The organism is Aminobacter sp. GW821-FHT11F06 (genome assembly GCF_058808215.1).
Genome location: NZ_JBXARL010000008.1, coordinates 162,523 through 188,086, shown reverse-complemented (window position 1 = coordinate 188,086; position 25,564 = coordinate 162,523). Strand labels below are relative to the sequence as shown.

The window sequence follows — 25,564 nt, the reverse complement described above, 5'->3', positions numbered from 1 at the left end:
CGATTATGCCTTCTTCCATGCAGCTGCCGTGATCCGCCTCTGGCGAAGTGTCTTGCGGGAAAGCGAGGTGGGCACCCGATTCAGCGCAATGGATTCGCCAAGCAGATTGAAGCCGATCACTGCCAAGGTAAGCGCCAGTCCTGGGAGGATGACCTGACGCGGCGACGACTCGAGATAGGGCAGAGCATCGACGAGCATCTGACCCCATTCCGGCGTTGGCGGCTGGATGCCCAGCCCAAGGAAACTCAGCGTTGCGATTGCCAGGGCGACCGCTCCTGCATCCGCTGTTGCGTAAACCAGCACGGCACCCAGCGTTGCAGGCAACAGGTGGTGAAAGTAGATCCGGGCGGGACTTGCGCCGAGCACCCGCAGGGATTCGATATGCGGCCTGTTCATGACGTTGACCGCCACCGCCCGGCTGATACGCGCGCTGCCCGGCCACCAGGCAAGCGCCAAAGCAAGGATCATGTTCCAGTAACCAGTGCCGAAAATCCCGATGACGGCGAGCGCAACGATAAGGCTCGGCATTGCCAGCCCGACATCGACAATGCGCATCAGGGCTTCTTCGACCCAGCCGCGACGATAGCCTGCGACAGTGCCGATGGTGACTCCGACCGAAAGTGCCAGCACCAGGACCAGGGTCATGCCGACGACTGAGGTACGCGCCGACAGGATCAGGCGGCTGAGGGTGTCGCGACCAACATGGTCGGTACCCAGCCAATGAGCGAAGGATGGGCCCATATGTGCCTGAAGCAGATTTTGTGCATTGGGGTCATGCGGCGTCAGCCAGGGCGCGAAGATGCCTAGGAAGAGAAAGGTGCCGACAGCCCAGAGCGCCAGCCTGGGTAGGCTTGAGGTATAAGACAGGAATTCGCGAAGAAATTTCATGGTCAGCTTCCCTGACGCCGAAGTTTGGGATCGGTGAACATCATCCCGATGTCGACGAGGAGGTTGAGGAGAATGAAGAACGATATGAAGACCAGCAGGCACGCCTGAACGACCATGAAGTCGCGGAAGAGAACGCCCGATAGGAACAGGTCAGCCACGCCCTTGAGGGCAAACAGCGGCTCCACAACCACCGCGCCAACCACCATCGCACCGGTCTGGGCGCCCAGCGCGTTGATGTAGGTCGGCGCGATGTTGGGCAGCGCGTGGCGGACAAGGATCGTCCGCCGCGTCAGGCCCTTGGCGACCGCGGTCAGCGCAAAGGGCCGCGACATCGCTTCTTCCAAGCCCACACGCACAACCCGGCTGAGGACGGCGGCAGGCAACAGTCCGATGGTGATCCAGGGCAGGATCCAGCTCGAAAGCCCTGCCGAGCCGAAGGTGGGCAACAGCCGAAGCTGTACCGCCAAACCGTAGATCAAGAGCGCGCCGACAAAAAACGATGGCATCGAAGCGCCAAGCAGGGCGACCGTGCGAGTGGCGACATCGGCGAAACGTCCCGGCCAAAGTGCGCCGGCAAAGCCAAGTACGAAGCTGAACAGCATCGCAAAGGTCGCACCGCCGGCAACGAGCGTCGCGGTGATCGGCAGGCGGCTGGACAAAGCCGGCCCAATATCCTCGCCGGTCTTGTAGGAAATGCCGAGATTTCCCTGCAAGGCGCCGGTGAGCCAGTGCGAATAGCGCACGACGATCGGATCGTTCAGCCCCAATTCCAGCTCGATTTTGTGGATGTCGGCAAAGGTGGCCTTGGGTGTGCGAAGTTCCGCGATAAGGACCGCAATGTTACCGGGCGCCGACACCACCAGGGTGAAGCAGAGCAGTGTCGCCAGCACCAACAGGACAAGCGAGTTGCGCAGGCGGCGCGAGACTAGTGTAAGCATCGGATCCGCCCTTACGCGCCCAAGGTGATGTTCTTGTAGGGAAGGTCGTATTCCGTCGACGGAGGCGTGAAGCCCTGAACCCGCGGAGCATGCGCCCAGATGATCGGCGCGTAGAACAGCGGAGAAATCGCGACCTCGTTGTAGAGCCAGTCATAGATGGCCTGCGTCGCGCCCTCCACGTCGGCTTCCGAGGCCGATGCGGCCGCCAGGACCAGCGGATCGAGATTTGCGGGATCGAGGAACAGCTTGCCGTCGACGCCATTGTTGAACGTCGACAAGAACAGGCCGACCAGGGTTCCGAACGGCTCGTAGGGCGCACCCAAAGTATAAAACAGCGCCATGTCGTATTTTCGCGCCGGGATGTCACTGTGGCGCGAAGCATGGTCGACCGAGCGTATCGTTAGATCGATGCCAATCTCGCCAAGCTGTGACTGCAGGATTTCGCCGAGCGAGCGCGAGCCTGCCATCTGCTCCTCAGAGACCACCAGCTCAAGCGACAGCTTCTTGCCGTCCTTTTCGCGGATCCCCGAACCGCTCCAGCTTGCAGCCTCGAGCAGCGCCTTTGCTGCCTCGACGTCGCGCGTGGCAACATCGAAGCGCTTGCCGGAATGCGGAACATTGGCGGGAAACAGGCTGCCAGCCGGCTCTGCCAGGCTCTGGTAGAGCACCTGCCCGATTGCTGCCCTGTCGAAGCCGATGTTGATCGCCTTGCGTACACGCACGTCTTTCAGTGCTTCGTTCCGGTCGGGATTGTAGGCAAGCACAATTGTTGTCGATCCGGTCTCGACCGTGACAGGAATACCCGCGCTCTCCAGCGCCTTGGCTTCGGTGGCCTTGATGGGGGCCAGATAGTCGCCGCCGGCCAGATCGATCTCCCCTGCCCTAAGCGCCGCCATGCGGCTGCGTGAATCCGGCAGGACCTTCAGTTCGACATGCTCGAATGAAGGCAGATCACCCCAATAGCCATCGAACCGCTTGAAAGTGCTTTCGCTGTTAGACGCGCTCTCCTGGATCCATGGCCCGGTTCCAACCGGCGTCTGATAGTTGCCGTCCTTGTCGACCGATTTCGGGCTGAGGAAGCGCGATGGCCGGACATAGGAGAACTCGTAGAGCAGCCCGAGCACCGGCTCCTTGAACTGCAGCTCGACTGTGTGCGAATCCACGATCTTGTGGCCGGCATAAAGCCGCGATGAATTCATCCAGTTGTTGGCAGGCTTGCCAATCCAGCGATCCAGGTTCCACATCATGGCGTCCGCATCCCAGGGCGTGCCGTCCTGGAAAGTCACGTTCTGCCGAAGCTTGACGCGGAGCAGTTTGCCATTGTCCTCGACAGCCCATTCGGTGGCGAGGGCGGGCTGGATCTGGCCATTCTTGCCGTAGCGAATGAGCGGCTCGAACATCAGATCCTGTACTGCCCACAGACCGATGTATTTGTGCGGATCGAGGTTCCCGGCCGGCTTGGCGATCGCAACGATCAGATCGCCATGCACCTTGGCCTCCTGTGCGTAGGCAGCAATTGTCGACGAGAGACCGCCGAATATGGCCGGCGCAACCGCCAAACCTTTGAGAAAAGTACGTCGTGATGCGGTCATCCAAGTTCCCCTTGTGACATTTGTGGTGGTGTCGCTGCCCAGCTTGCGATGACGCGCAAGGAGGAAACACTCTTTTGTCTAGACAATAAAAACGTAACTTGTTTCTTTTGTATATGCAATAGGAATTTCGGCCCGTCAGGGCAGCGTTGGCAGCTAGCTTTTCTCATCACGCGTTGGGGAAGTGGAGACCATCCGTTGCCATGCAGAAGCGGCTTGGAGTTGGCCCCCAGCTCATCGCAACATGTTCGAGATATGGCGATTTATGAGCGACACGGTCTTCGACAGCGCGGCCCATCAGGACGCATGAACGGCCCGTGCCCTTCGGCGAGCCGGACTGCGTCACTTCCACCCGGCGCTCAGCCATATCTCCACGCTCAATGGCGTCCCGCATACGACGCCGCTCTACGTGGCACCCAGCGGGATGGTGCACCCGAACAGCGAACCCGTCACGAACACGCGCCAGGGCAACGGATCAAACGGCAAGCCGACCTTTGCGCCTTCGGTGATGGAGAGAACCGCCGGCATGAAGCGCAGGATATGGTTCGCTTTCGGCGGCAACCAGAACAAGCCGCGCGCCGCACAGCCAGTGGCAGCTTCAACGAGACGGTCTCGCAATACCCGCTCTGACATCGGTGGTGGGGGGTGCATCCCTCCACCCCTTTAACCGCAGGAAACCCAGATGAAAATCACCGCCGCCTTGGTGCCCGAAAAGGGCGCAGACTTTGTCATGGCCAACCTGACCCAGCCGATCCGGTGGACGCGAGATGCGGGTTTGCGTTGTGGCGACCGGCATTTGCCACAACGAACTGGTGATCCGCGACAGTTCTATCCCATGCCGTTGCCTGCGGTCTTAGGCCATGAGGGCGCTGGCATCGTCAAGGCTGTCGGATCCGATACCATTCTTTGGACCGCCGGAAGGTGGCCGGCTGTCTATCTCCCCGTCATCGCTCCTTCATCGCCTGCGACGACACCTCAGCCAGCGGCGAGAATAGATACTCGATAATCCGTCTGCGGCCGGTTTTCACTTCAACGGTGACGGACATGCCTGCCGACAAAGGTAGGTTCTTTCCGTTGACCTCGATGCTGTTCTTGTCGGGATGAATGGTGATCGGAAACACCAGATTCTGCATGCGCTGGACGTTGCCGATGGGGATTGCGCTTTGAAGCTCTTTTGCCGCTGCGCCTTCCAGCTGTTGCGCATCGGGCTCGGGAATGGCGTCCGTCGCAACACGCGTGACACGACCCTCGATCACACCATATCGCGTGAACGGAAACGCCTCGACCTTGATAACCGCAGGCTGGCCTTCAGAAACAAAGCCGACATCTCGGTTTGGCAGATAGGCCTCTATTTCCAGCGATGAGTTTTTCGGCACGACGCGCATCAGTTCGTTGCCCGCCGACACGACCTGTCCAACGGTGGTGATCGCGGAGGCTTGGATCACGCCGTCGATAGGGCTGCGGATCGTCATTGCCAGAAGCCGAATTTCGGCTTTCTTCAGCTCCTGTTCAACCGCATCGATCTGCCGGGACGCGTCGGACAGACGCTGAATGTTGTCGGCGACGAAGGTGTCGGCAAGTTTGGTCGCCTCGGTGTCAATGACCCGCAAGGAGGATTGTGCGTCAGCCAATTGCCCTTCATGAATGGTCAGTTCGGTGCGCTCCTTCTGACGAGCCTCCTCGGCATCGATCACGCTGGCCCGTGTTCCAGCCTTTGCCGCAACCAGCGTCGAGCGCATCTTCACCCGCTCCGACAATGTATCCACCAACGATTTCTGGGCAGCGATTGTGCTGTTCAGCCGAATGATCTCGGACTGCTTTTGCTCGTATTGGGCATTGAGATTGTCGATCGACGAGGCGAGTTGCGCGAGCTCTGCCTTAAAATTCAAACGCTCGCGCTGCTGAAACGCCTCCGGGATTTGTGCGGAAAACATCATCAGATCATGCTGGATCAGTCGCTCCTTATCGCCGAGGCCATCCTTGACCCACACAGAGAGATTGGCCAGCACCGCTTCTCGGCGCATCACCTCCGCGCGGAGTGCCGCGAGATTGGCCGCATGGGCGGAAACCTCCGCCTGCAGGGCTGCTCCATCCATCTGAACAAGGACATCGCCAGCCTTGACGCTGGTTCCGTTCGACACCGGTATGGCGGTTGTTTTCCCCGTCTCGATCGACTGGATGACCTTCACCCGGCCGGTGGGCTGGATTTTTCCCTGGGCGGTGGCCACGATGTCGAACGTGCCGAGATAGCTCCAAAGCAGTGCCCCGGCTGCCAGAACACAGATGAACCAGGTGAACGCCGTTTTGACCGGTGATGCCGGCGTCTCGAGAATCTCAAGGGCGGCCGGTAAAAACTCATTGTCGGCGCGACTGCGCTTTGTCTCGCCTCGCGAAAACAACCCTTTCGGTAGATCCGTGATCCAGCTCATGACTGCGCGGTCCCGGTCTGGAGGTTCCACAAATGTGCATACAGGCCGTCCTTCTGCGCCAGCAGACTGTCGTGGGTGCCCTGCTCCACAACAACACCGTCCTTCATGCCGATGATGCGGTTGCAGAACCGGACGGTGGCGAGACGGTGCGCGATGATGATGACTGTTCGGCCCCGCACGATCTCACGCATGTTGTTCAAAATGATGCGTTCGCTCTCGTAGTCGAGCGCGCTGGTCGCCTCGTCGAGAATGAGTATCGGCGGGTTCGTTGCGAGTGCGCGGGCGATGGCGAGACGCTGGCGTTGCCCGCCGGAGAGATTTGCGCCGCGCTCTTCAATGACCGTGTCATAACCGTGCGGCAGCTTGGAGATGAACTCATCAGCGCCTGAGAGTTTGGCCATCCTGATCGCCGCTTCACGCGACATCGACGGGGTGGCCAAGACGATGTTGTCATGGATAGTGCGATTAAACAGCATGTTCTCCTGCAGCACGACACCGATGCCTGAGCGCAGCCACGCCGGATCAACCTGGGCAATATCCTGACCGTCGACGAACACCTGCCCGTTGTTGGGGATGTAAAAGCGCTGCACCAGCTTCGTCAGCGTGGACTTGCCGGAACCGGAGGGGCCGACAATTCCGATCACCTCGCCCGGTTTGACAGTTACTGTCACGTTTTTGAGGACATCCTGCCCGTCCGGCGAATAGCGGAAGGTGACCGACTTGAACTCGATAGCGCCTTTTGGCCGCGGTAAGCTCACCGGCACCGTTGGCCGCGGCTCCTGCGGCGCGTTCAAGATATCGGCAAGCCGGGAGATTGAGACCTGAACCTGCTGGAAGTCCTGCCACAGCTGCGACAGCCGCAGGATAGGCTGTGCCACCTGCCCCGCGATCATGTTGAATGCGACCAAAGCCCCGACAGACAATTCGCCATCAATGACGGCCTGCGCGCCAAACAAAAGCAGTGCCGCACTGGTGACCTTGCTGACATATTGGATGGCGTTCTGCCCCTTCGCAGCCAGCATTGTCGCGGCAAACGACGACTGGACATAAGCAGCCAGGCGCTCCTCCCACAGGGAGGCGACGATCGGCTCGACGGCGGACGCCTTGAGGGTTTGGACGCCAACAACCGTTTCCACGAGCAATTGCTGGCTGTAAGCGCCGCGATCGAACTTTTCGTCGATGCGCTCCTTGAGGAACGGCCGGATGAGAAAACCGATGGCGAGGTAAAACGGTATCGACGCAACGACGATCCAGGCGAGTTTTGTCGAGTAACAAAACAGCACGAAGATAAAGACGATTGCAAATATGAAATCCAGCCCCGAAAAAAGCCCCTGGCCGGTGAGGAAGTTGCGGATGGTTTCCAGCTCCCGCACACGCGCCACGGTCTGTCCGGCGGCACGGGTTTCGAAATAGCTGAGCGGCAGGTTGAGCAGATGGCGGAACAGACGCCGCCCCAGCTCCACGTCAATTCTGTTGGTCGTGTGCGACAGCGCATAGGTGCGCAGATATTGAAGGACGACGTCAAACAGGCCGATGGCGGCGAGGCCGATCACCAGGACAATCAGCGTCGAGTAGCTGCGGTGTGCAAGGACCTTGTCGACGACGACCTGGAAAAACAGTGGCGTGACCAGCGCGAAAAGCTGAACAAACAGCGACGCCAGCAAGACATGTCCGAATGATTTCCGGTAACGCCAGATGGATGGCAAAAACCATCTAAAGCCGAAACTGTCACGCGAAACACCAGCGCCACCAAAACGCCTCTGAACCAGGATGAACCGCCCGCCAGTGGCGCTGAGCAGCTCGGCTGCTGTCATTTCGGAGGCCCTGAAGTCGACAGGGTCGACAATTCGGTAAGAGCCATCATTCGAGACCCTGCCGCCCAAAATGGCAAAAGTGCCATTTGTCAGGCATGCGATCGCAGGCATCGGCAAAGTGCTAAGGCGCTTTTCATGGGCGTCGACCTTGCGGGACTTGAGGCCAATCGAACTTGCCGCGCGCAAAATGTCGTCGCCGCCGGCAACGTCCTTCAACGCGGCTTCGCGTGCCAAACTGTCAACCGCAGTGGAAATTCTGAAGTAGCCGGCAATGGCGGTGAGCGCCATCAATCCAGTGTCGACGGGCGTGTTTGCAAATGGACCATCGGCATCATCGCCATTGGCTGGGTTGGGTGCAATTTTGTTCATCAAGGCGCCGCAAAGTTGCCGAGCAAGTGGGTTGCCATGATCTGACAGCGACGGCCGGGGGGAGACCGTCGTTGCGTCAAATCGGGCGCAGGCGAATCGTCTTAAGACGACGAGGTGCAAGACCTCGTCGTCCTAGGAATCGACGGTTCAGGCTGGGTTGGTGGCCATGGATGGCTGGTAGGCAAGCCTGGCATCGCCAACCAATCGGGTCAGCCCGTTGGTTGTCTCATACGAGCTTGTCCCAGTGATCGCCGAGCCATCGGCAAATTCCACCGCACCCGAGGGCGACGGCAAAAGATTGATCAGCTTGATGCCAGCCTCGGACATGGTCCGCAGTTCGCCTTGATCGGTTTGCCCATTCTGGTTCGCATCCTGCCACACCCGGAATTCGTCCCAGCGCGCATCGCGCGCATCCAGAATGTCGTCGTGATTGGTGTCGAAAACCAATCTCAAGGCTTCGAGATCGGTCAGCGCTCCGCCCGCACCAGGCTCATTCGCCCACATGGTAAAAGCGAGTTCGCGCGCCTGATCGATGATGCCGTCGGCCCCCGCGAGCCCGTCCGCGCCAAGATCGATGGCCAAAAACGCATCGCCTGGGCCGGCCCAGGCTGTGCCGTCCTTTATACCGTCTCCGTCCCAGTCGAAGCGTGGGCCTGAATTGGCTTCAAATTCATCCGGATTGAACGGGCGAAGATCGATGTGATTGTCTCCGTCCATGTCAAGCAAGACAGGATCCGTAAAAGGATCCCATGGTATGGGGGTCCCATCCGCATAGAAACTGGCTTGCTTATAAAGGCTTCCATTATCTCTGTAGTAATTTCTGGTATAAGAACCGTCAGATCGGTCGCTACCAAAATAATCTATAGTATAGTACCCATTATCGCTGACAATCTTTCGTGTACTAATAGTAAGACTAGTGCGAAATCTATATGCAATTTCTATGCGCGACCAGTATTGATTGCTTTCAGAATCATAATAGTATTCATCCCTGGTGCCATTGTCATTGTAGTTAATTTGATCTGTGATTCGACCAGCCGCATCGACATGATAAACGACGCTGCTCCACGGCTGGGCATTCGTCGGATCGAAATGCGTGTCAATGCGGGTGCCGTTGTCGACAAAAATGCGTTCAAGGGTTATCTGCGCCGCCGTATTGTAGAAATACTGAACAGCTGACCAGTAGTTTGTATTGCTTACATCATTGTATCCATTGAGCTGCGTGCCATCATCGTAATAGTGCGTATAAGATTCCAGCTGCGACGCAGTGTTATATCTATGGTCGATCCGCCACCAGTTCGCTGTATTCAGCTGATCCCAGGCAATGTGAATGTGGGTTCCGTTGTCGTAATATTCATACTGGGCCGTCTGGCGAGCGGCGGTGTCAAAATGCTGAGCAATATAATTCCACGTCTGCACATTTGTTGGATCATATGTGTAGGCAATGCGCGTGCCATTGTCGTTGGCTTCGCTTTGATAGGTGACCTGGCCCGCCGTGTTGAACGCACGGTACATGTTCGACCAGGCATAAGCATTCGCCAGGTCGTAGGTCGTTGTTCCGGTCAACGTGCCGGCGGCATCGTGGTAATTGACCAGGGCCACATTGCCCGAGGACACCTCGAACGTTACATCCGTACGGGTGCCATCATCATTGAACTGCCGCTCGCTTTGTTTTTGCCCAGCGGCATTATAGGTTTGCTCGACACGGCTCCAGGGGTTCTGGCTGAGCGGGTCATAGAGTACAGCACTCGTCAGAAGGCCTTTTTTGCTGAGCTGGCCGACACTGAGTTGTTGGCCTGTTGCCGCAACGAAGGTCGATGCCGTCATCGTGTTGTCGGCGTTGCGCAGTGTCTCGCTGGTCTTGCGACCGGCTCCATCCGTGGTCAAACTGTGCAGCAGCCAGCCCGAGGCACTAAGGCTCTCGGCCACGGTCTGCTTGAGCGTTGCGTCCGGATTGCGCTCGACAGATGTTTTTTTGATCGAACCGTCCGAAGCAACGACGGATGTCTCGGTGTAGTCATAGGTCCCGTTGTTGTCGCTGTCCTTGGACAGGATGGTGGTCAAACCGTCAGCGCTCGTGGCGATCGTGCCCTTGGCCTTGACCGTACCGGCAGCATCCGTCTCGGTGATGGTCGAGACAATCGATCCATCAATCTGCGTTTTCGACACAGCAACATGCTCAAAGATGCCGTCACCATCATAGTCCGAGCGGACGGTTTTGGTCAGTCCATCGTTGGATGTCGTGGTCTCGATCTTGGCGGCGATTGCCTGTTTCCAATAGACGTTGCCGCTGACCAGATTGGACGACGCACGGGCAGCAGCGTTGTTGGTCACCGTCGAGACGGTGGCACCGGCTGCGTCGACGATGACAGTCTCTGTCTGATCGACGACACCATCGCCGTTGACATCACGCGTGAGAGTCCGGGTCCTGCCGTCTGCACTTTGGCTGATGGTGGTGTTCGACGACAATACACCGGCATCATCGCGATCGACAAACACGCTCGTTTTGCTGCCGTCGATGTTGAAGCTGTTGGTTTCCGTGCGGCGCCGGTCGATAGTGCCGTCGCCGTCAATATCCCACTCGTAAGTGGTCACCAGCCCGTTGGCGGACTTTGTGATGGTGGTCTGGTTGGCCTTGTCGCCATTGGCCTTGTAGCCGGTGAGCACGGTTCTTTCTGAACCGTCGACAAGTCTGGTCACCTGCTCGATCTGATCGGTGGTGCCATTGCCATCGGCATCACGCACAACGCTGATGTCCCGCCCATCGGCGCTTGTCGTTGTCGTCTGCTTGTCTACAAGATTGCCAAGACCATCTTTCGTGGTCCTGGTTTCCACGGTCGTGCCGTCTGCCAGCTTCACGGTCGACGTCAGCAGCGTTCGATTGCTGAAGCCCTCTCCCGAGCGATCTTCCACCGATGTGACACTGCGGCCATCAGCACTGGTCGTTGTCGTTGACTGCGAGATCAGCGAACCATCCGATTTCCTGTTGGTTACGGTGCGGACAATTGTTCCGTCCGCATTGACAACCGAAACGTCGGTCGCGGTCTGATCGTTGGTGCCATTGCCATCAAGATCCCAGCTCTTGGTCGTCGACAGTCCATTGGCACTTGTTGTCGACTGGTGACGGCTGGTCAGTGTTGTGCCGGTAAAATTGCTGGTGGCGTACGTCTTCGAGCCATCGGCATTCAGCACCGTCGCATCGGTCTGGCTCTTTTCGAAGGTGCCGTCGCCGTTGAGGTCCCACTTTTCGGTTGTGGTCAGCCCGTCAGCCGACGTCTCGACGAGCGTGCGTTCGAGCAATTGCGAGGTGCCATTGTAGCGCTCGATCGTCGTGGCTTTGCTGCCATTGGCATAAAGCACAGTCGCCTCGACGATCCGAGTCTCTGGCACGCCGTCGCCATTGCCGTCATAGACGGTTGTCGTCGTCAGCCCGGAGGCACTTTTCGTGACGGTCTTCTTGCCGACGACCTGGACGCCATCAGCCCCCAAATCGGACAAGGTCGCAGTCACGCTGCCGTCGGCATTGGTGACGGAGACCATGGATTGGTCGATGATGCCGTCACCGTCGATATCGTCGGTCATTGTCGTGGTGAACTTGTCGGCGCTGACATTGGAGATTGTCCGGCTTTCGAGCGTCCCGTCCGCCTTGTAATAGGCGATGGTCTTCGTCGTGCTGCCATCGACATTGAGCAAGGTCGTGTCGCTCATCGAGCGGCTTGTCGTGGTGCCTGAGGCTGACCAGGTCACGGTCCTGGTCAGCCCGTTGGCACTGACACTGGTCGTCGTGCGGTTTTTGACCGAGCCATCACCGTGAAGTTCGCTGATGACCTCGGTCTTGCTGCCATCGGCATTGAGCGCGGTCACCGCGGTTGACGACCGGTCATTGATGCCGTCGCCATTCAAATCGGACACGAGGCTCTTACTGAGCCCGTCAGCACTCACGACGGCAAGCGCGCTTGAGGTCAAGGCTCCGCCAGCGCCCAAAGTATTGACGGTCTGCCGGGTCGAACCGTCGTCGGCTTGAACCACGGTCTTTTGCTCGTCGGTGACGCCATCGCCATTCAGGTCGATAGTCGTTGTGACATGACGCTTGCTGGCACTGGTCACGGTCTCCGACTTGGCGATCTGGGCGCCGGTGCCGTTCTTGACGATGTCCGTGCCGACTTTCGATCCATCCGCCCCAAGGGTTGTCGTCGCCACAGTCGTGCGGTCCACGATACCATCGCCGTCGATATCTTTGCGGACAACGACAGCAAGGCCCGACGCGCTCGTGGTGCTGGTGGTCGTGCCGATCAGTGCGCCGGCGCCGGTGAGATCGCTGACAGTTTGGGTGCGAGAGCCATCCGCGTTGAACACCGTGGCATCAGTCGTCTTGCTGTCGATGGTGCCATCACCGTTCTCGTCGACCTGGACCTCTGATGTAAAGCCGTTGGCCGCGACCGTCTTGATCGTCCGCGACAGCAGCGCCCCGTTGCCGGCAAGCTCCGACACGGTGGTGGTGCGGCTGCCATTGGCGCCGATGACTGTCTGTTGCTGCACGGTCCCGTCGAAGACGCCGTCGCCGTCGATATCTTGTTTGACCGTGGTGGTCAGCCCGTCGGCGCTGATGGTCGTCTCCGACGTCGCTTCAACGGTGGCGTTGGGATTGAAGTCGGTCGCCGTCACCTTCTTGCTGCCATCGGCGTTGATAACGCTGACTTCGGTGCGGTCGGTCTTGGTGTCGCCATTGGCATCGATGCTGACAGTGGTCGTCTTGCGATTGGCGCTGACCAGTTCCTCGGTCTTGGCGAGCAGTGTGCCATTGGCACTGGTCGTTGTAACGGTCTCCTTGCGACTGCCATCGGCATTGAGCACGATGACCGACGCGGTTGCGCGATCGACCACGCCATCGCCATTGACGTCCTGACGGACGGTCTGCGCCAGGCTGTCTGCCGTCGTTGTGGTTGCCACACTGCCCACGAGCGTGCCGTTGGCACTGGTCGTGTTCACCGTGCGTGTGCGGCTGCTGTCGGCATTCGTCGTGGTGACATCGGTGACCGTCACATCGTCGATGCCGTCGCCAGTGACGTCCGTCTTGCTGGTCACCGAAAGACCCGCCGCATCCGACGTCTCAAGCGCACGCGACTTCAGCGTGCCGTTCGGGTTGAACAGGCTGGTTATCGCGGTGGTGGCACCGGTCGCATCGATGACGATCGTTTTGGTCGAGTCGTTGAAACCATCGCCATTGACGTCGGCCACGATCGAGATGATCTTGGCGTCAGCGCTTGTCGTCCTGACGGAGCTGGCCAGCAGCGCACCATTGGCGCTTTTGTCCTGGACGGTCTGCACCCGGCTGCCGTCGCCATTGACCATGGTTCCGTTGGACGAAACAATATCGGCGACGCCATCGCCATTAACATCGGATGCCTCGGTGGTGCTGAGGCCATTGGCGCTTTTGGTCGTCACCGAGCCGCCACGCAACGTCCCGTCGGCGTTGTAACTGGTGACGGTCGTCACCGTGGCGCCTGCGGCGTCGCTTGCAACTGAACTTTCGACCCGCGTCTCGAACTGGCCATCGCCGTTGCTGTCGATCTGCGTTGTCTTGGTTCTGCCATCGGCACTCGTGGTCTCGACCTCATTGGCGATCAGCGTGCCGTTGCTGCTGCGCGCCTCGGTGGTTTTGGTGCGGGCACCATTGGCCGCAACGACCGTAGTCTCCGTCTCGACAAGGTCATAGGTACCGCTTCCGGTCGTATCCGTGCGCACAGTCTCGGTGAGCCCGTCGGCGCTTGCCGTGGTCTCGACTCTTTTGAGGATCGCCCCGTTGACCGCATTCTGCGTCACTGTCGTCGTCGACGAGCCATCGGCATTCTTGACATAGATCTGCTGCTGGTCGTTGGCGCCGTCGCCATCCTGGTCAACCGTGGTCGTGACGGTCTTTCTGTCTGCACTGGTCACAATCACGGTACGGTTGAGAAGCGACCCGTCGGCGGCAAAGTTCGAAATGGTCTTCGTGCGCGTCCGGTCGATGATCTCGGCTGCCGACCAGTGCTCACCCGGTGCATGACCGGATGCCGCAACGATATCGGCAAGGGAAAGTGCCGGCCCGCTGCTGAACTTGAGGAATTCCACGTTCTTGAACTGGACCGTTTCGCCGGTTGTCGTGTGCGTGACGGTAAAGTTAACGCCCTGCCCGATGATCCGATATTCGGTCACATCTCCTGAGAAGATGATCGTGTCGATGCCAATGCCGCCGTCCACGATGTTGCCGGTACCGCCGGTGAGAACAACAGTGTCCCCGTTCGCCGTACCCCAAAAGGCGTTGCTGTTTCCGCTACCGACCGACGCTGGAGCCCCCGGGATAAGTTCGAAAATGAACGACCATTTTTGCTCGCCCAGGAAATAGACACTATCGATGCCGATCAACGTGTCGACACCATAGACGGGATGAGACGCCGTCACGGAGCCGTCAGGATTCAGCGTAAATATGTAATCTGCAGCATAGCCATCGAAGTTGACTTGCGTTTGCCCAGCTTCGCCAATCAGAAAGTCGTTGCCGGCCCCCCCGTATAGGCTATCACCGTCGCCGCCGCGGATCACATCGTCGCCAGCGGTTCCATTCAGATGTTCGCCGGCGGACGTCCCAACAATGTCGTTGGGGCCGACTGGAGGTGCGTAAGGCGCAGACGCGCTCGCTGGCGCTGGTCCAGCGAGCCGCAGGGTTTCGACCTGAGACCGATCCCAGGTGCCGTTGCCGTCGTCATCGAACTGCGTTGTCTTGGTGAGACCATCGGCGCTGGTGGTGATGCGGTTGCGGAAGGCGATCTGGCCTTCCTTGTCGTAACCATCGAGCGACACAGTCGTCGAGCCGTCGCCATTGGTCACGCTCGCCTGCTTGATCACATAGCCGTTTTCATCAGCAACAAGAACGGCATCGCCGACGGTGCCCTTGCTGCCGTCGGTTTTGGTGTAGGTGGTGGTGCCGGTCACCGCTGAGCCATCGTCAAAACGCTGGCCACTGCCTGTTGGCGTCAGATCGATCGAGACAATGCCAAGCGAAGCCAGCGACACCAGCTGGCCGTCGACCATCACCTTGAATTCGTTCCAGCGCGCATCGCCGGCATCGAGCATGCCGTTGCCATTGGTGTCGAACACACTCTTGATTGCGGCTAGGTCGCCAGTGGCGGTCGCGTCCCATTCGGTGAAGACGAACTCGCTCGAGCGGCTGATCTTGCCGTCGCCATCGGCGTCGATGACCAGCACGCCGGTGCCCTTGCCGGCCCAGGCGGTGCGGTGCTGATAGCCGTCGCCGGCAAGATCGACGAATTGCGACGAGGTGGAGATAGTGTCTACTGATATGCCATTGCCGGTCAGGTCGACAAGCACAGGTGACATGAGTGCGCCACCTCGGCGGCCACCACCGTTTGGCGACGATTTACCGCCAGATTTACCCCCCGACTTTCCTCCCGTCGGGCCGCCAGGGCCGGTTCCGGTCCACCCGCCACGCTCACCCATATCTGTGCCACCGCGGCCGCCCGTCGGGCCGCCAGGGCCGGTTCCGGTCCACCCGCCACGCTCACCCATATCTGTGCCGCGGCCGCCGCCCGTCGGGCCGCCAGGGCCGGTTCCCGTCCACCCCCCACGCTCACCCATATCCGTACCGCCCCGACCACCGCCGCTCGGGCGAGAATCGCGAGACGTGTCACGATCGCCACCCCGCATCGTGTCGAAGGGATTCCTCGAAATGTTCGCATTATTTATGGCTTCACGGCGCGCACGCTCTGCCTCTGCCGCTTCCGATCTTAAAGCACCTTTGAACCGATCAGCATTCGGGTTTGCGGGCGAGTTCGTAGGTCGATTATCCCCGAAAGGCGTATGGGCCCCTGGACGAGGACTGTTGCTCGGATTTGCGGACAGGCGCTGCTCAGCTCGTTGGTCGTCTACAGGATTAGCGCGCGGCGACATCGGGTTGTTGCCAGAAGGGCTAGGGTGACTTGGCTGTAAGGCGGGAGGGGTTAAAAACGGATCGAGCAACGTATCAATTGCTCCTCTGAGAACTGTCTTCGGAGTAAAATTTGGAGGAACTATGCCAAATGGTGAGATTATCGGCACTTGATCGGGAAAGTTTTGCTTTAAGTGCCTTATACCCCCTTCATCAAACACAAAATCTACCGTAACCGTTCCATCGATCAAGTCGACATCGAGTTTTTCCATCTCTATTGAAAGGTTCATTTTCCCTCCCAATTTCCCGGCTTGAAGATCCCAGTTTTTGTCGATCCTCAAGTCTTCCACGGACACGCCAATTCGACCGTCAAAAATGCCGAAGGACCGTCCATAACCCCCGAAAAGATTCCCTGTTAGGTTACCTGCAAAATCGCGAGATAGCGTCCCGCTGACGCGATACCCGCCTAATTCAAGATCGAAATTAACATCAAACGTCATTTCGCCCTTAGCCGAAATGGATATGCCCTCGTCAAAACGCCCCATAGCCCCCCCTTCGGCATTGAGCCGAAATAACCTTACTTAATGCTGTTTAGGATTTTCACTTAATGCTGTTTAGGATTTTCTTTGCGTGTTCGTTTCCATTGACCGCCGATTTTTGAAGCCAAGAAATAGCGAGGCCGACATTCCGGGGGACATACGTACCTTTATAATAAATTACCCATAAATTATATTGAGCTATGCTGCTTCCGGAATTGGCAGCCTTCACCCAATAGCCAATTCCTTTTTCGACGTCTTGATCCGCATCTCTGCCTTCGATATAGATCATCCCGATCTTTATCTGGGCCTCTACATCGCCGTTATTGGCCGCTGTTTGGAGCCAACGAACAGCCTCATTGACATTGCGCGCCAGTCCAATGCCGTCCAAATACCTGACCCCAAGAATTCTTTGGCTTCTGGCATGCCCCGCTTCTGCGGCTTTTGTCAGCCAGTACACGGCCATATGTTCATCGGGCGCAGTTCCAATTCCATTTTCATACATCAGTGAAAGATTGTACTGCGCCTCAATGCTGCCGGCGGCGGCGGCCGACTGCAGAAAATTGATAGATCTACTTTCATCTTTTTCAGTATACACGCCAGAATAGTAAGAGATACCAAGAATGTACTGTGCTTCGGCATTTCCATTGGCTGCGGCCTTTTCCCACCATTTAACCGCCGTGCCGGTGTCCTGTTGAACCCCATTGCCTTTTGCGTACATGTTCCCGAGCAGGTTTTGTGCATCGGATTGGCCTGCGTTGGCAGATCGTCGGAGCCAAAAAACGGCCATAGTCTCATTCAGATCGACACCTCGGCCGGTCAAATATGCTGCACCGAGACTGTAAGCTGCATTGGCCTCTCCCGTGGCAGCCGCCCTGCTCCACCAGAGGACGGCCTGCTTAAGATCTTGGGCGACGCCATACCCCTCGAAATACAAAACTCCCAACTGGTATTGCGCATCAACGCTACCAGCGTTGGCGAGCTCGACGAGTTGAGAGACAGTACGTGTTGGGCGTTTTGTGTCAGAGACAAGGCTGTCTGCATGCGCCGCAATTGCGAAAGAAAGACACAAAATCATTGAAGACGCCAATTTCCAAATATACGGCATCTTTCGCCCCTTTGTCTCAATTGAAAGCTCTTCTGGCCTCGCGATAGCTGGAGACCAGATGCCTCTCATTTCCCGCATGGACGCCTCATCCTTTATCTCCATAAGAAAATCGAGCAAGAACTCCAGCACGCAACGGTCGCCAGACTCTTGATCTCATCCGGGCCCCCAAAAGCTCTTCCTCTCATCTGTTCCGGCAAGCATGTCTGCAGCAATGTCTTTTTAACGCCGCCCGCAGTCACCTATGCATCCTAGCCTCCATCGAGTTCCTGCCGTCAACGCCCGTCAATTCGAATCTTAGTAATCACTCAACGTTTTCGTCGTTTTCCCGTAAAGCACAAGTATCACTACAGACATTATTTGGTATAATTTAGCATTGTCTAATTTCAATACTCAACCACAAGCAAGCGCATTTCGGAGGCGACGGTGACTATCGGCACAGCGGCCCTACTGGCCTGTAGTGAAAATGTTGCGTGAAACGAATGCCGAGCGCGACCATCTTTGGGATCCGTCTTCAGCCTCCCCTGGGCCTGGCGCTGGTCATGCACGGCAAGAGCGATTTCGCCCGCTACACGAGGACCGATACCAAGCTCCGGCGCGACAATCTGGATCACTTCTGATCAACCGCCGTTTTACGTCTACGTCCAGATCGCAGCAGCGAGTATCACTGCAGATGTTACTATTCCTGCTGCATGACCATAATACATTCTTTCCTTTACACTCATTTTTGTATCATCATCCAGCGAGTCTCCTTTATATATCTTAACTCCACCATCAGAATCTAAGTTCCAATTATTCTTGGAATAGAAAATTATGTCCTTTACCAGCATGTATGTAAAAATAACAAGCATCACAGTGCTAATAATTATTGCCAGTGTTTTGGCGTTAAAAACCACATCCATAACCTAGCCTCCGACTTGGGTCCGGTGGCGCCCGTGCCAGTTGGCGCAGCATAGCGGGGTGACGAGGAAAGCTTCGATCTTCGCCTTCAAGCCATCACGGACAAGCCCATTGTCCTAGTTGGGCAGCATCGCGCCGATCTCAACATTCGCATTGAAATCTAAAAGACTTCCAAACCACGTGTTGCTCGTTCTGTCTTTTAAGCCCGCTCAGCCTATACATACATTATTGGTAGAAACTACCTTCACCCATCATGTTTATGATTTTACACGGACTCACCAATGCCCAAATGTCGATTTCGCCAAATTTAACGCGGACCTCATACTTGGTCATTTCGTATTCGGATTCAGCGTCCTTCGCCAATTTGTAAGTAGGTGTGCGGATCAACCAGACCCCGTCTTCGGGTTTGAGGCTTGCGGCATTGTCAGCGAAATACTTCCCAAGCCCGCGATCACGGATGCCGTGGACAACCAGCTTACGTATTTCCGCATCGGTCAAGTCAATGTCACAGGTCCTCCACCTTTGATGGGACTGCCACGCAGCCGCAGCCACCCAAAAGAACGCTAATGCAGCGACAAAGACGAGCAGGATCACTGTAAATCGCTTCGATGCCACCTCATTACGCAAAGCCATAAAACACTCCGGCTTCCCTCGCCGTCTACCTGCCGCATTCCGCCACCTGATGCCAAATCCGGGTTAAGGTAGTAGAGCCGCCAGTTTTCTATCACTCGCTAATGTCAGCAGGCTGCCAGAGGAGGCGCAACCATTGCTTGATCGACGCCCGACAATTGACGCCGCTGACGCTTCCAGCTGTCGTTGAGTTCCTAGTGTCCACACCCGCCAACGCGAATTCTAGCAACCACTCAACCTCTCCGTGTTTTGCGCTAAATGCAAGTATCCGAGAGAGCACTTGGAAACATTATTTAGTATAATTTAGAGCTACCTAATCTCATCGGCTAGCAAATCCGAGCCCGCCCGACCCCAGCTGATGTATGCCGGTTACGCGGTCGGCTGAGCTCTCTACAGCTTAGGCGTTGTTGGAACGGCGCACCAATCGGACACCGTGCCCACCGCCATTCTCCGGAATGAACTCGGCCCCTGCACTCTTTAACGCCTTAAGTATCTTTGCGACGGTCTCGGGACGGCCACCAAGGAGACCATCTTCGGCCTCAAGGCGTGCGATAGTCGGCTCAGAAACGCCAGAATGGCCGGCAAGATCTCCCTGTGACCACCCGAGAAGTGCTCGAGCGGCTTTGAGTTGCCGAGTGGTGATAGGAGGATTTGATAGATTTTCTATTGACATTCACACAGACTGATTGATATTTTTTCCATCAAATCTCTAGAGGTCTGGTCTTTCGTTTACGGAGACAGACACCTGGAGCGGCTGACCGCGATGCGCGAACATCTTGGCCAGCCTGACCACAACCAAGCTGAGTGGAGCTCGGATCATGGCTGATTCCGACAATACCACGACTTTGCCTTTCGTCACCCGCCGGCGAAAGAGGGAAATTGTCGTGGCTGCCAATACCGCGCCTGCCGAACCGGCAGAGGCGCGCAAAACATGCGAGGACGAGAAGCCGGATCCGGCGATCGTCCTGGCACGCACCTGGCGCGATGCTCACGCAAGAACCCTAACGCTGTGCCGCCTGCAACAGCGACTGGAGACCAAGCTGGCCAAGAAGGTCGGCTGTTCCACCTCCCCCGCTTCGGGCGATTTCTCTGAAATCGTCCGCTGGGAAGACAACAATCTCGGTTATTCGCAAGCAAAAGATGCCGAGGAGCGTGCAGCAGCAGCGGCAGAGCTGTTTCTCCAAGAGCTCGCAGGCACAGCGGCACAAACCATCGACGGCGTCATCGCCAAGCTGGAGGTCGTTCTGCTGGAGGGCGAGGTCAGCGATGGCCCTTCCAGCTTTCCCTGGCCGCAGCTTCGTTCGGTGCTGGAAGACGTGAGAAGGCTGACAGCACCCAAGCATCCCTCAGAAGCGCGCGGATAACGCACGCACTCGTCATTTACCCAACAAACCTTCGGCGCGGCAAGAAGTCTCAAAGAATACGTCCGCGCCAGCGGCCTCACAACAATGGGAGAAGACAATGAAACGTGGTTTTCGCGCGCTCAGGGCTGCCCTGTGCATGGCCCTTGCGGTGTTTGCGCTGGGCATCGCCAAAGACTCCGCGCTTGCCGAGAGCACGAAGGAGCGCATCTTGCGCGAAGGCAAGATCGTCATCGGTATCCATAACCGCTCACCCTGGGGCTTTCGCGATCAGGCCACGGGAGAGGCCACGGGTTGGCATCCCGATTTGCTGAAGGCTGCCTTTTCCGAACTCGGCATCAAGGAGCTCGACATCCGCGTCACCGAGTTCGGTGCGCTGATCCCTGGTCTGCTTGCCGGCCGCTTCGATGCGGTTGCCTCTGGTCTTTCGATCACGCCCGAGCGTTGCCGGCAGGTCGCGTTCGGCTCTCCTGATCTGAAGGTGCACGACGCAGCCATCGTGCTCGCAGGCAATCCAAAACAGATCCATGGCTTTGACGATATTGTCGGCAAGCAGATCATCATGGGGGCGGGACGCGGCAGTGTTTCGGTCAAAAACGCAACTGCAGCTGGCGTGCCCGAGAACCGCATGTTGCTGTTTCCCGACATTGAATCGAACATCGCGGCCCTGCGTGTCGGTCGCATCGATGTGACGGTGCTATCGTCTCCCACCGTGATCGGGCTGCTTTCGGGCGGCAAGGCCAAGGGCCTGGAGAGTGCAACACCCTTCGTGACGACAGACGAGCAGGCCACTTATGCAGCGGTCGCCTTCCGCAAGGAAGATGCGGACCTGGCAGTGCTCTGGGATGAGCGGCTTTTAGCCCTCAGGCAGGATGGCACGGTCACCACCATCATGGCCAAATACGGCTTTGGCGAAACTGAGGCCGTGCCCAATACCATCACCATGGAGAAGCTCTGTGGCAGCGCCAGCCAGGCGGGTGCCGGCAAATGAGCATTCTCGACATCTGGCTCGGCATCCTCGAAGGATTTCGCGTCACCGCCACTGTCACCCTCTACGGCCTGTTGTTCGCTGTGCCCTTTGGGCTGGTCTTCGGCGTCGCGCAATATCTGACGACTGGGTTCGCCCGTTTCGTCGTCACCGCCGTCATCGAGTTCTGGCGCAGCTCCGCCGTCATCATCCTGCTCTTCGTCTTCTATTATGCCCTGCCGGTGGTCGGGGTGACGCTGCCGGCCATGACCGTCGGCGCCATGGTGCTGGGTCTCAACATCGGTGGCTATGCCAGCCAGGCGGTGCGCGCCGGGCTGCAGGCACTCGACCGCGGTCAAAAGGAGGCGGGACAGGCGCTCGGGCTTTCACGCCAGACGATCCTGCTGCGCATCGAGCTGCCGCAGGCGCTGGTCGCCATGAGCCCGACCTTCATCAACCTCGTCATCCAGCTGGTGAAGGCGACATCGCTCGTCTCGCTGATCACGCTGACCGACATGACCTTCCGCGCCAAGGAGATCTCCCAGGTCGAGCACGACCCGGTGCCGATCTATTTGTCGCTGCTCATGGCGTATTTCGTTGCCTGCTATCCGATCGCGCTTTTCGGGCGATGGGTGGAGCGGCGGGTACGCCCGGAAAGGCAGGCGCGCCATGGGATTTGACATCGGCTTTGCGCTGTCGACCATGCCGGCAATCCTGAGCGCCATCGGCATGACCTTGCTCGTGGCCGCCGCAAGTTGCCTGGGTGCTGCGGCAATCGGCTTCTGCCTCGAGATCATGCGGAGATCGGGCGGCATATCCGGCCTCGCCGTGCGCTTCCTGATCGATTTCATTCGCGCAACGCCGGTATTGGTCTGGCTCTACTGTCTATATTTCATCCTGCCCTATTACGGACTGCGCCTTAGCGCCCTGACCGTCGGCGTGACTGGCCTCAGCCTCTATTACAGCGGCTATCTCGCCGAGGTCTTCAAGGCTGGGATCGACGCCATCGCGAAAGGCCAGCAAGAAGCGGCCCAAGCGCTTGGCCTCGGCTGGATCGACGCGATCATCTTCGTCATCGCCCCACAGATGCTGCGCAACATCGCAGCACCCATGGGCAACTATTTCGTCTCCATCCTGAAGGCGACGCCCTATCTGGCGGTGCTCGCCGTGCCCGAGATGCTCGGCCAAGCCTTCGACATCGCCTCCGAAACCTACCGCTATGCTGAGCCACTCACCGTTGCCGGCATCATCTTCCTCGCGCTGGCGCTCGGGATTTCGCAAGCCATCAAATGGCTCGAGCACCGCCTGTCCGCGCCGATGGCCCGATGAACGACCAGCGCAGCGCCGACGCATGGCCCTGCCCTTTCAGAAAGATCTTCATCCATGCATGACACGTCGCAAAATCTCGCCGTCCAGATCACTTCGCTCCACAAATGGTACGGTGCCTTCCATGTCCTCAAGGACGTCAGCCTCACCGTGCCGCGCGGCGCCCGCATCGTCATTTGCGGCCCGTCCGGCTCGGGAAAATCCACCCTCATCCGCTGCCTCAACGGTCTGGAAAACTACCAGCAGGGAACAGTTCAGCTCGAGCAAACACGTCTGGGCGCCAATGCCAAGGAGACGGTGCTTGCGTACCGGCTCACCGGCATGGTGTTCCAGAATTTCAACCTGTTCCCGCACCTGACAGTGCTTTCGAACTGCACGCTCGCTTTGCGCCGCGTCGCTGGCATGGCGAGGCACGAGGCCGAGAGCCTGGCGCTTCACCACCTCGAAAGGGTGCGCATACCCGAACAGGCGCATAAATATCCCGCGCAGCTGTCGGGCGGCCAACAACAGCGCGTGGCGATCGCGCGGGCACTGTGTCTGAACCCACGCCTGATGCTGTTTGACGAGCCGACCTCAGCACTTGATCCGGAGATGATCAAGGAGGTGCTCGATGTCATGACCGGCCTCGCCCATGATGGCATGACAATGATCTGCGTTACCCATGAGATGGGCTTCGCCCGTGAGGTGGCCAACGAGGTTGTGTTCATGGATCAGGGCTGCATCGTCGAGCAGGCAACGCCGGCTACCTTCTTCTCGACGCCCAGCCACCCGCGCGCCCGCAGCTTCCTCAACACATTGCTGCATTGACATGACGGCAGCGCTGGCGAGCGACACACGTATATGGACATCTGTCGACTTCGACAAGGACGGCAAGCAGCATGGCTTGCTGCGGCTACCATTTTCGACCGATCTCTCCGCCTATGGCACCGTCCCGATCCCGTTCACCTGCATCAGGAATGGCGAGGGGCCGACGGCCCTGCTGATCGGAGGCAATCACGGCGATGAATATGAGGGCCAGGTCGCGCTGAGCAAGCTGGCCCGCCACGTGGCGCCCGGGGATGTGCGCGGCCGCATCATCATGCTGCCCGCCCTCAACTATCCCGCCGTCGCCGCCGGCCGGCGTCTGTCCCCGCTGGACGAGGGCAACCTCAATCGGCTGTTTCCGGGCGAGGCGAACGGCACCCCGACCCAGATGATTGCCCACTACGTCAGCTCGGTCCTGCTTCCGATGGCCGATCTCGTCATCGACCTGCATTCGGGCGGCCGATCTCTATCCTATCTTCCCTGCTGCCTGATCCGTAGCGGCAAGACGGCAGCCGAAAGCGCAGGACTCGTCGAGATCATGAACGTCTTCGGCGCCCCGATCGGGTCCGTCAGCGATGGCGCCGGCGGCGGAGGGGCAACGACCCTCTCCGCAGTCGCCCAGGCGCTTGGCGTTCCAGCTCTCACCACTGAACTTGGCGGGGGCGGCAATTTCTCGCGCGCCGGCGAGGCCATCGCCACACAAGGCCTCCAACGCGTCCTCAAGCATGTCGGCTTACTGCCCAATGTCGAAACCGAACCGGCACCGCCCGTCCGCCTCATGCGGGTCGATGGCAGGGATGCCTTCACATACGCGCCCATCCACGGCATCTTCGAGCCAGCTGCCGAAATCGGCGACACCGTACGTACCGGCCAATCCGCGGGCCTCATTCATCCCATCGAAGGGCCCCACCAGCCGACTGTAGAAATCCGCTTTGCCCAGTCTGGCCTCGTCGCCTGCCGCCGCGGGCCTGCGCTTATAGCTCCCGGAGACTGCCTGTTTAAGCTGGTAACCGATGTCGAACGCAAATGCCGCTAGCGATGCGGAAGGCGTGCCTCCAACGAGAACATGATGGTCTGGGTCGACGTCATCACCCAGGTTGAGTGAGGGCTCGCCCCCTTCCCTCACATCGGTCAATACCAATTTTCAGGGATACCCTCGGTTTTTCCACTGCCCTAGGTGAATGGTCCGCAAATAGCAGGGGGGATGGATGAAGCCGGATTCGTCTGAGTGGCACAGCTCGCAGGCGTATGATTTCATCGGAAAAGCACCAGCGGACGCACTCGCCTGGGAATTCCTTCGAAGGAATGCAGCCTACCAGCGCGAGTTCGCAGACATGCACAATGAAGGCTCCACGCGGGCCTCCTCGTCCCCGAACAGGCTGCGGAGACGGTGGGGGCTGCGATTTCCCAGCCAATCCTGAGCGCCCGGCGGCAAAGCAGCCGGTTTACTGGACACCAGAGGTCGACCCCGGCGTCATCCTGCTGGTCAATACTCCGCCGTTTTTGGCGGAGGACGCCGACGTCCAGGCCGCTCTACCGCCGGCAGTTTCACAAAGGGACGAGTTCGGTGAGCATATGCGCAATTTGTCTGCAGCAAATGGCTGGCAGATTGCGCTTGTTCATGGCACCGAGAGCAAGCACGCTCTGGCAGCGATAGTGCCCCTCGACGCCAAGGCACCCGAACGACTTTCAGCGGTCGACAGGTTTATCAGATCGTGCAAGGGACGCAGCGTACCGGACCCGCGGCTGACGTCATCGCAACGCACTCGACTTGGTCGCATGCTTCGCGCCCTCGACGGCCGCATCGAAGGCGCTTCCCATTTCGAAATAGCCCATGTGCTGTTTGGCTCGCGCTTCGTCATCGCAGCGGAATGGCAAGAGTCACCATTTCGCTATGCAACGCTCCGCCTCATACGCGACGGCCACAAGATGATTAATGGCGGCTACCGCCAGTTGCTGCGGTTCCGGCGTCGCGGCTCCTGAGCTTCTG

19 protein-coding genes are annotated in these 25,564 nt (G+C 58.5%); 8 read left to right on the top strand and 11 right to left on the bottom strand.

Going from position 1 to position 25,564, the window contains the following annotated elements; all coding sequences use genetic code 11:
* Positions 1-3: 3 nt before the first annotated feature.
* From AC1RTB_RS20040 to AC1RTB_RS19990, 11 genes are all read right to left on the bottom strand, one after another.
* Positions 4-888, bottom strand: a complete 885-nt coding sequence (locus AC1RTB_RS20040) for an ABC transporter permease (protein ID WP_492880837.1) — start codon at positions 886-888, stop codon at positions 4-6.
* A 2-nt stretch (positions 889-890) separates the two neighbouring features.
* Positions 891-1,826, bottom strand: a complete 936-nt coding sequence (locus AC1RTB_RS20035) for an ABC transporter permease (protein ID WP_492880836.1) — start codon at positions 1,824-1,826, stop codon at positions 891-893.
* Positions 1,827-1,837: 11 nt separating this feature from the next.
* Complete coding sequence (locus tag AC1RTB_RS20030; RefSeq protein WP_492880835.1) at positions 1,838-3,418, bottom strand: ABC transporter substrate-binding protein; 1,581 nt, start codon at positions 3,416-3,418, stop codon at positions 1,838-1,840.
* Positions 3,419-3,820: 402 nt separating this feature from the next.
* On the bottom strand, positions 3,821-3,985 hold the full coding sequence (locus AC1RTB_RS20025; protein ID WP_492880834.1) for a hypothetical protein: 165 nt from the start codon (positions 3,983-3,985) through the stop codon (positions 3,821-3,823).
* Between the two features lie 374 nt (positions 3,986-4,359).
* Positions 4,360-5,844 carry an HlyD family type I secretion periplasmic adaptor subunit gene (locus tag AC1RTB_RS20020; RefSeq protein ID WP_492880833.1) on the bottom strand — a complete coding sequence of 495 codons (1,485 nt, stop codon included), beginning with the start codon at positions 5,842-5,844 and terminating at the stop codon, positions 4,360-4,362.
* Complete coding sequence (locus tag AC1RTB_RS20015) at positions 5,841-8,027, bottom strand: type I secretion system permease/ATPase (RefSeq protein WP_492880954.1); 2,187 nt, start codon at positions 8,025-8,027, stop codon at positions 5,841-5,843. The genes AC1RTB_RS20020 and AC1RTB_RS20015 overlap by 4 nt, the downstream gene beginning before the upstream one ends.
* A 147-nt stretch (positions 8,028-8,174) precedes the next feature.
* The gene (locus tag AC1RTB_RS20010; RefSeq protein WP_492880953.1) at positions 8,175-15,398 is read right to left on the bottom strand and encodes a beta strand repeat-containing protein; all 7,224 of its coding nucleotides are present in this window, start codon (positions 15,396-15,398) and stop codon (positions 8,175-8,177) included.
* A 1,147-nt stretch (positions 15,399-16,545) separates the two neighbouring features.
* Positions 16,546-17,718: an SEL1-like repeat protein gene (locus tag AC1RTB_RS20005; RefSeq protein ID WP_492880832.1), complete on the bottom strand. Its 1,173-nt coding sequence runs from the start codon at positions 17,716-17,718 to the stop codon at positions 16,546-16,548.
* 506 nt (positions 17,719-18,224) lie between these two features.
* The gene (locus tag AC1RTB_RS20000; protein WP_492880831.1) at positions 18,225-18,488 is read right to left on the bottom strand and encodes a hypothetical protein; all 264 of its coding nucleotides are present in this window, start codon (positions 18,486-18,488) and stop codon (positions 18,225-18,227) included.
* A gap of 223 nt (positions 18,489-18,711) precedes the next feature.
* Complete coding sequence (locus AC1RTB_RS19995; protein ID WP_492880830.1) at positions 18,712-19,119, bottom strand: hypothetical protein; 408 nt, start codon at positions 19,117-19,119, stop codon at positions 18,712-18,714.
* Between the two features lie 394 nt (positions 19,120-19,513).
* Complete coding sequence (locus AC1RTB_RS19990; protein ID WP_492880829.1) at positions 19,514-19,789, bottom strand: helix-turn-helix transcriptional regulator; 276 nt, start codon at positions 19,787-19,789, stop codon at positions 19,514-19,516.
* A 145-nt stretch (positions 19,790-19,934) separates the two neighbouring features.
* On the opposite strand from AC1RTB_RS19990, the gene AC1RTB_RS19985 reads away from it, so the two are divergent.
* From AC1RTB_RS19985 to AC1RTB_RS19950, 8 genes are all read left to right on the top strand, one after another.
* Entirely contained in the window at positions 19,935-20,480 is a 546-nt protein-coding gene (locus AC1RTB_RS19985) for a hypothetical protein (protein ID WP_492880828.1), read from the top strand.
* Between the two features lie 97 nt (positions 20,481-20,577).
* Positions 20,578-21,468, top strand: coding sequence for an ectoine/hydroxyectoine ABC transporter substrate-binding protein EhuB (gene ehuB / locus AC1RTB_RS19980; RefSeq protein ID WP_492880827.1), 891 nt, complete (start codon positions 20,578-20,580; stop codon positions 21,466-21,468).
* A complete protein-coding gene (locus tag AC1RTB_RS19975) occupies positions 21,465-22,124 on the top strand; it encodes an amino acid ABC transporter permease (RefSeq protein WP_492880826.1) in 660 nt (219 codons plus the stop codon). Before ehuB ends, AC1RTB_RS19975 begins: the two co-directional genes overlap by 4 nt.
* Complete coding sequence (locus tag AC1RTB_RS19970; RefSeq protein ID WP_492880825.1) at positions 22,114-22,773, top strand: amino acid ABC transporter permease; 660 nt, start codon at positions 22,114-22,116, stop codon at positions 22,771-22,773. The genes AC1RTB_RS19975 and AC1RTB_RS19970 overlap by 11 nt, the downstream gene beginning before the upstream one ends.
* Positions 22,774-22,827: 54 nt before the next feature.
* The gene (locus AC1RTB_RS19965; protein ID WP_492880824.1) at positions 22,828-23,577 is read left to right on the top strand and encodes an amino acid ABC transporter ATP-binding protein; all 750 of its coding nucleotides are present in this window, start codon (positions 22,828-22,830) and stop codon (positions 23,575-23,577) included.
* A gap of 1 nt (position 23,578) precedes the next feature.
* Positions 23,579-24,610, top strand: a complete 1,032-nt coding sequence (locus AC1RTB_RS19960) for a succinylglutamate desuccinylase (protein WP_492880822.1) — start codon at positions 23,579-23,581, stop codon at positions 24,608-24,610.
* 172 nt (positions 24,611-24,782) lie between these two features.
* Positions 24,783-24,995, top strand: coding sequence for a transcriptional regulator domain-containing protein (locus tag AC1RTB_RS19955; RefSeq protein WP_492880821.1), 213 nt, complete (start codon positions 24,783-24,785; stop codon positions 24,993-24,995).
* Positions 24,916-25,557: a DUF2285 domain-containing protein gene (locus tag AC1RTB_RS19950; RefSeq protein ID WP_492880819.1), complete on the top strand. Its 642-nt coding sequence runs from the start codon at positions 24,916-24,918 to the stop codon at positions 25,555-25,557. The genes AC1RTB_RS19955 and AC1RTB_RS19950 overlap by 80 nt, the downstream gene beginning before the upstream one ends.
* Positions 25,558-25,564: the final 7 nt, after the last annotated feature.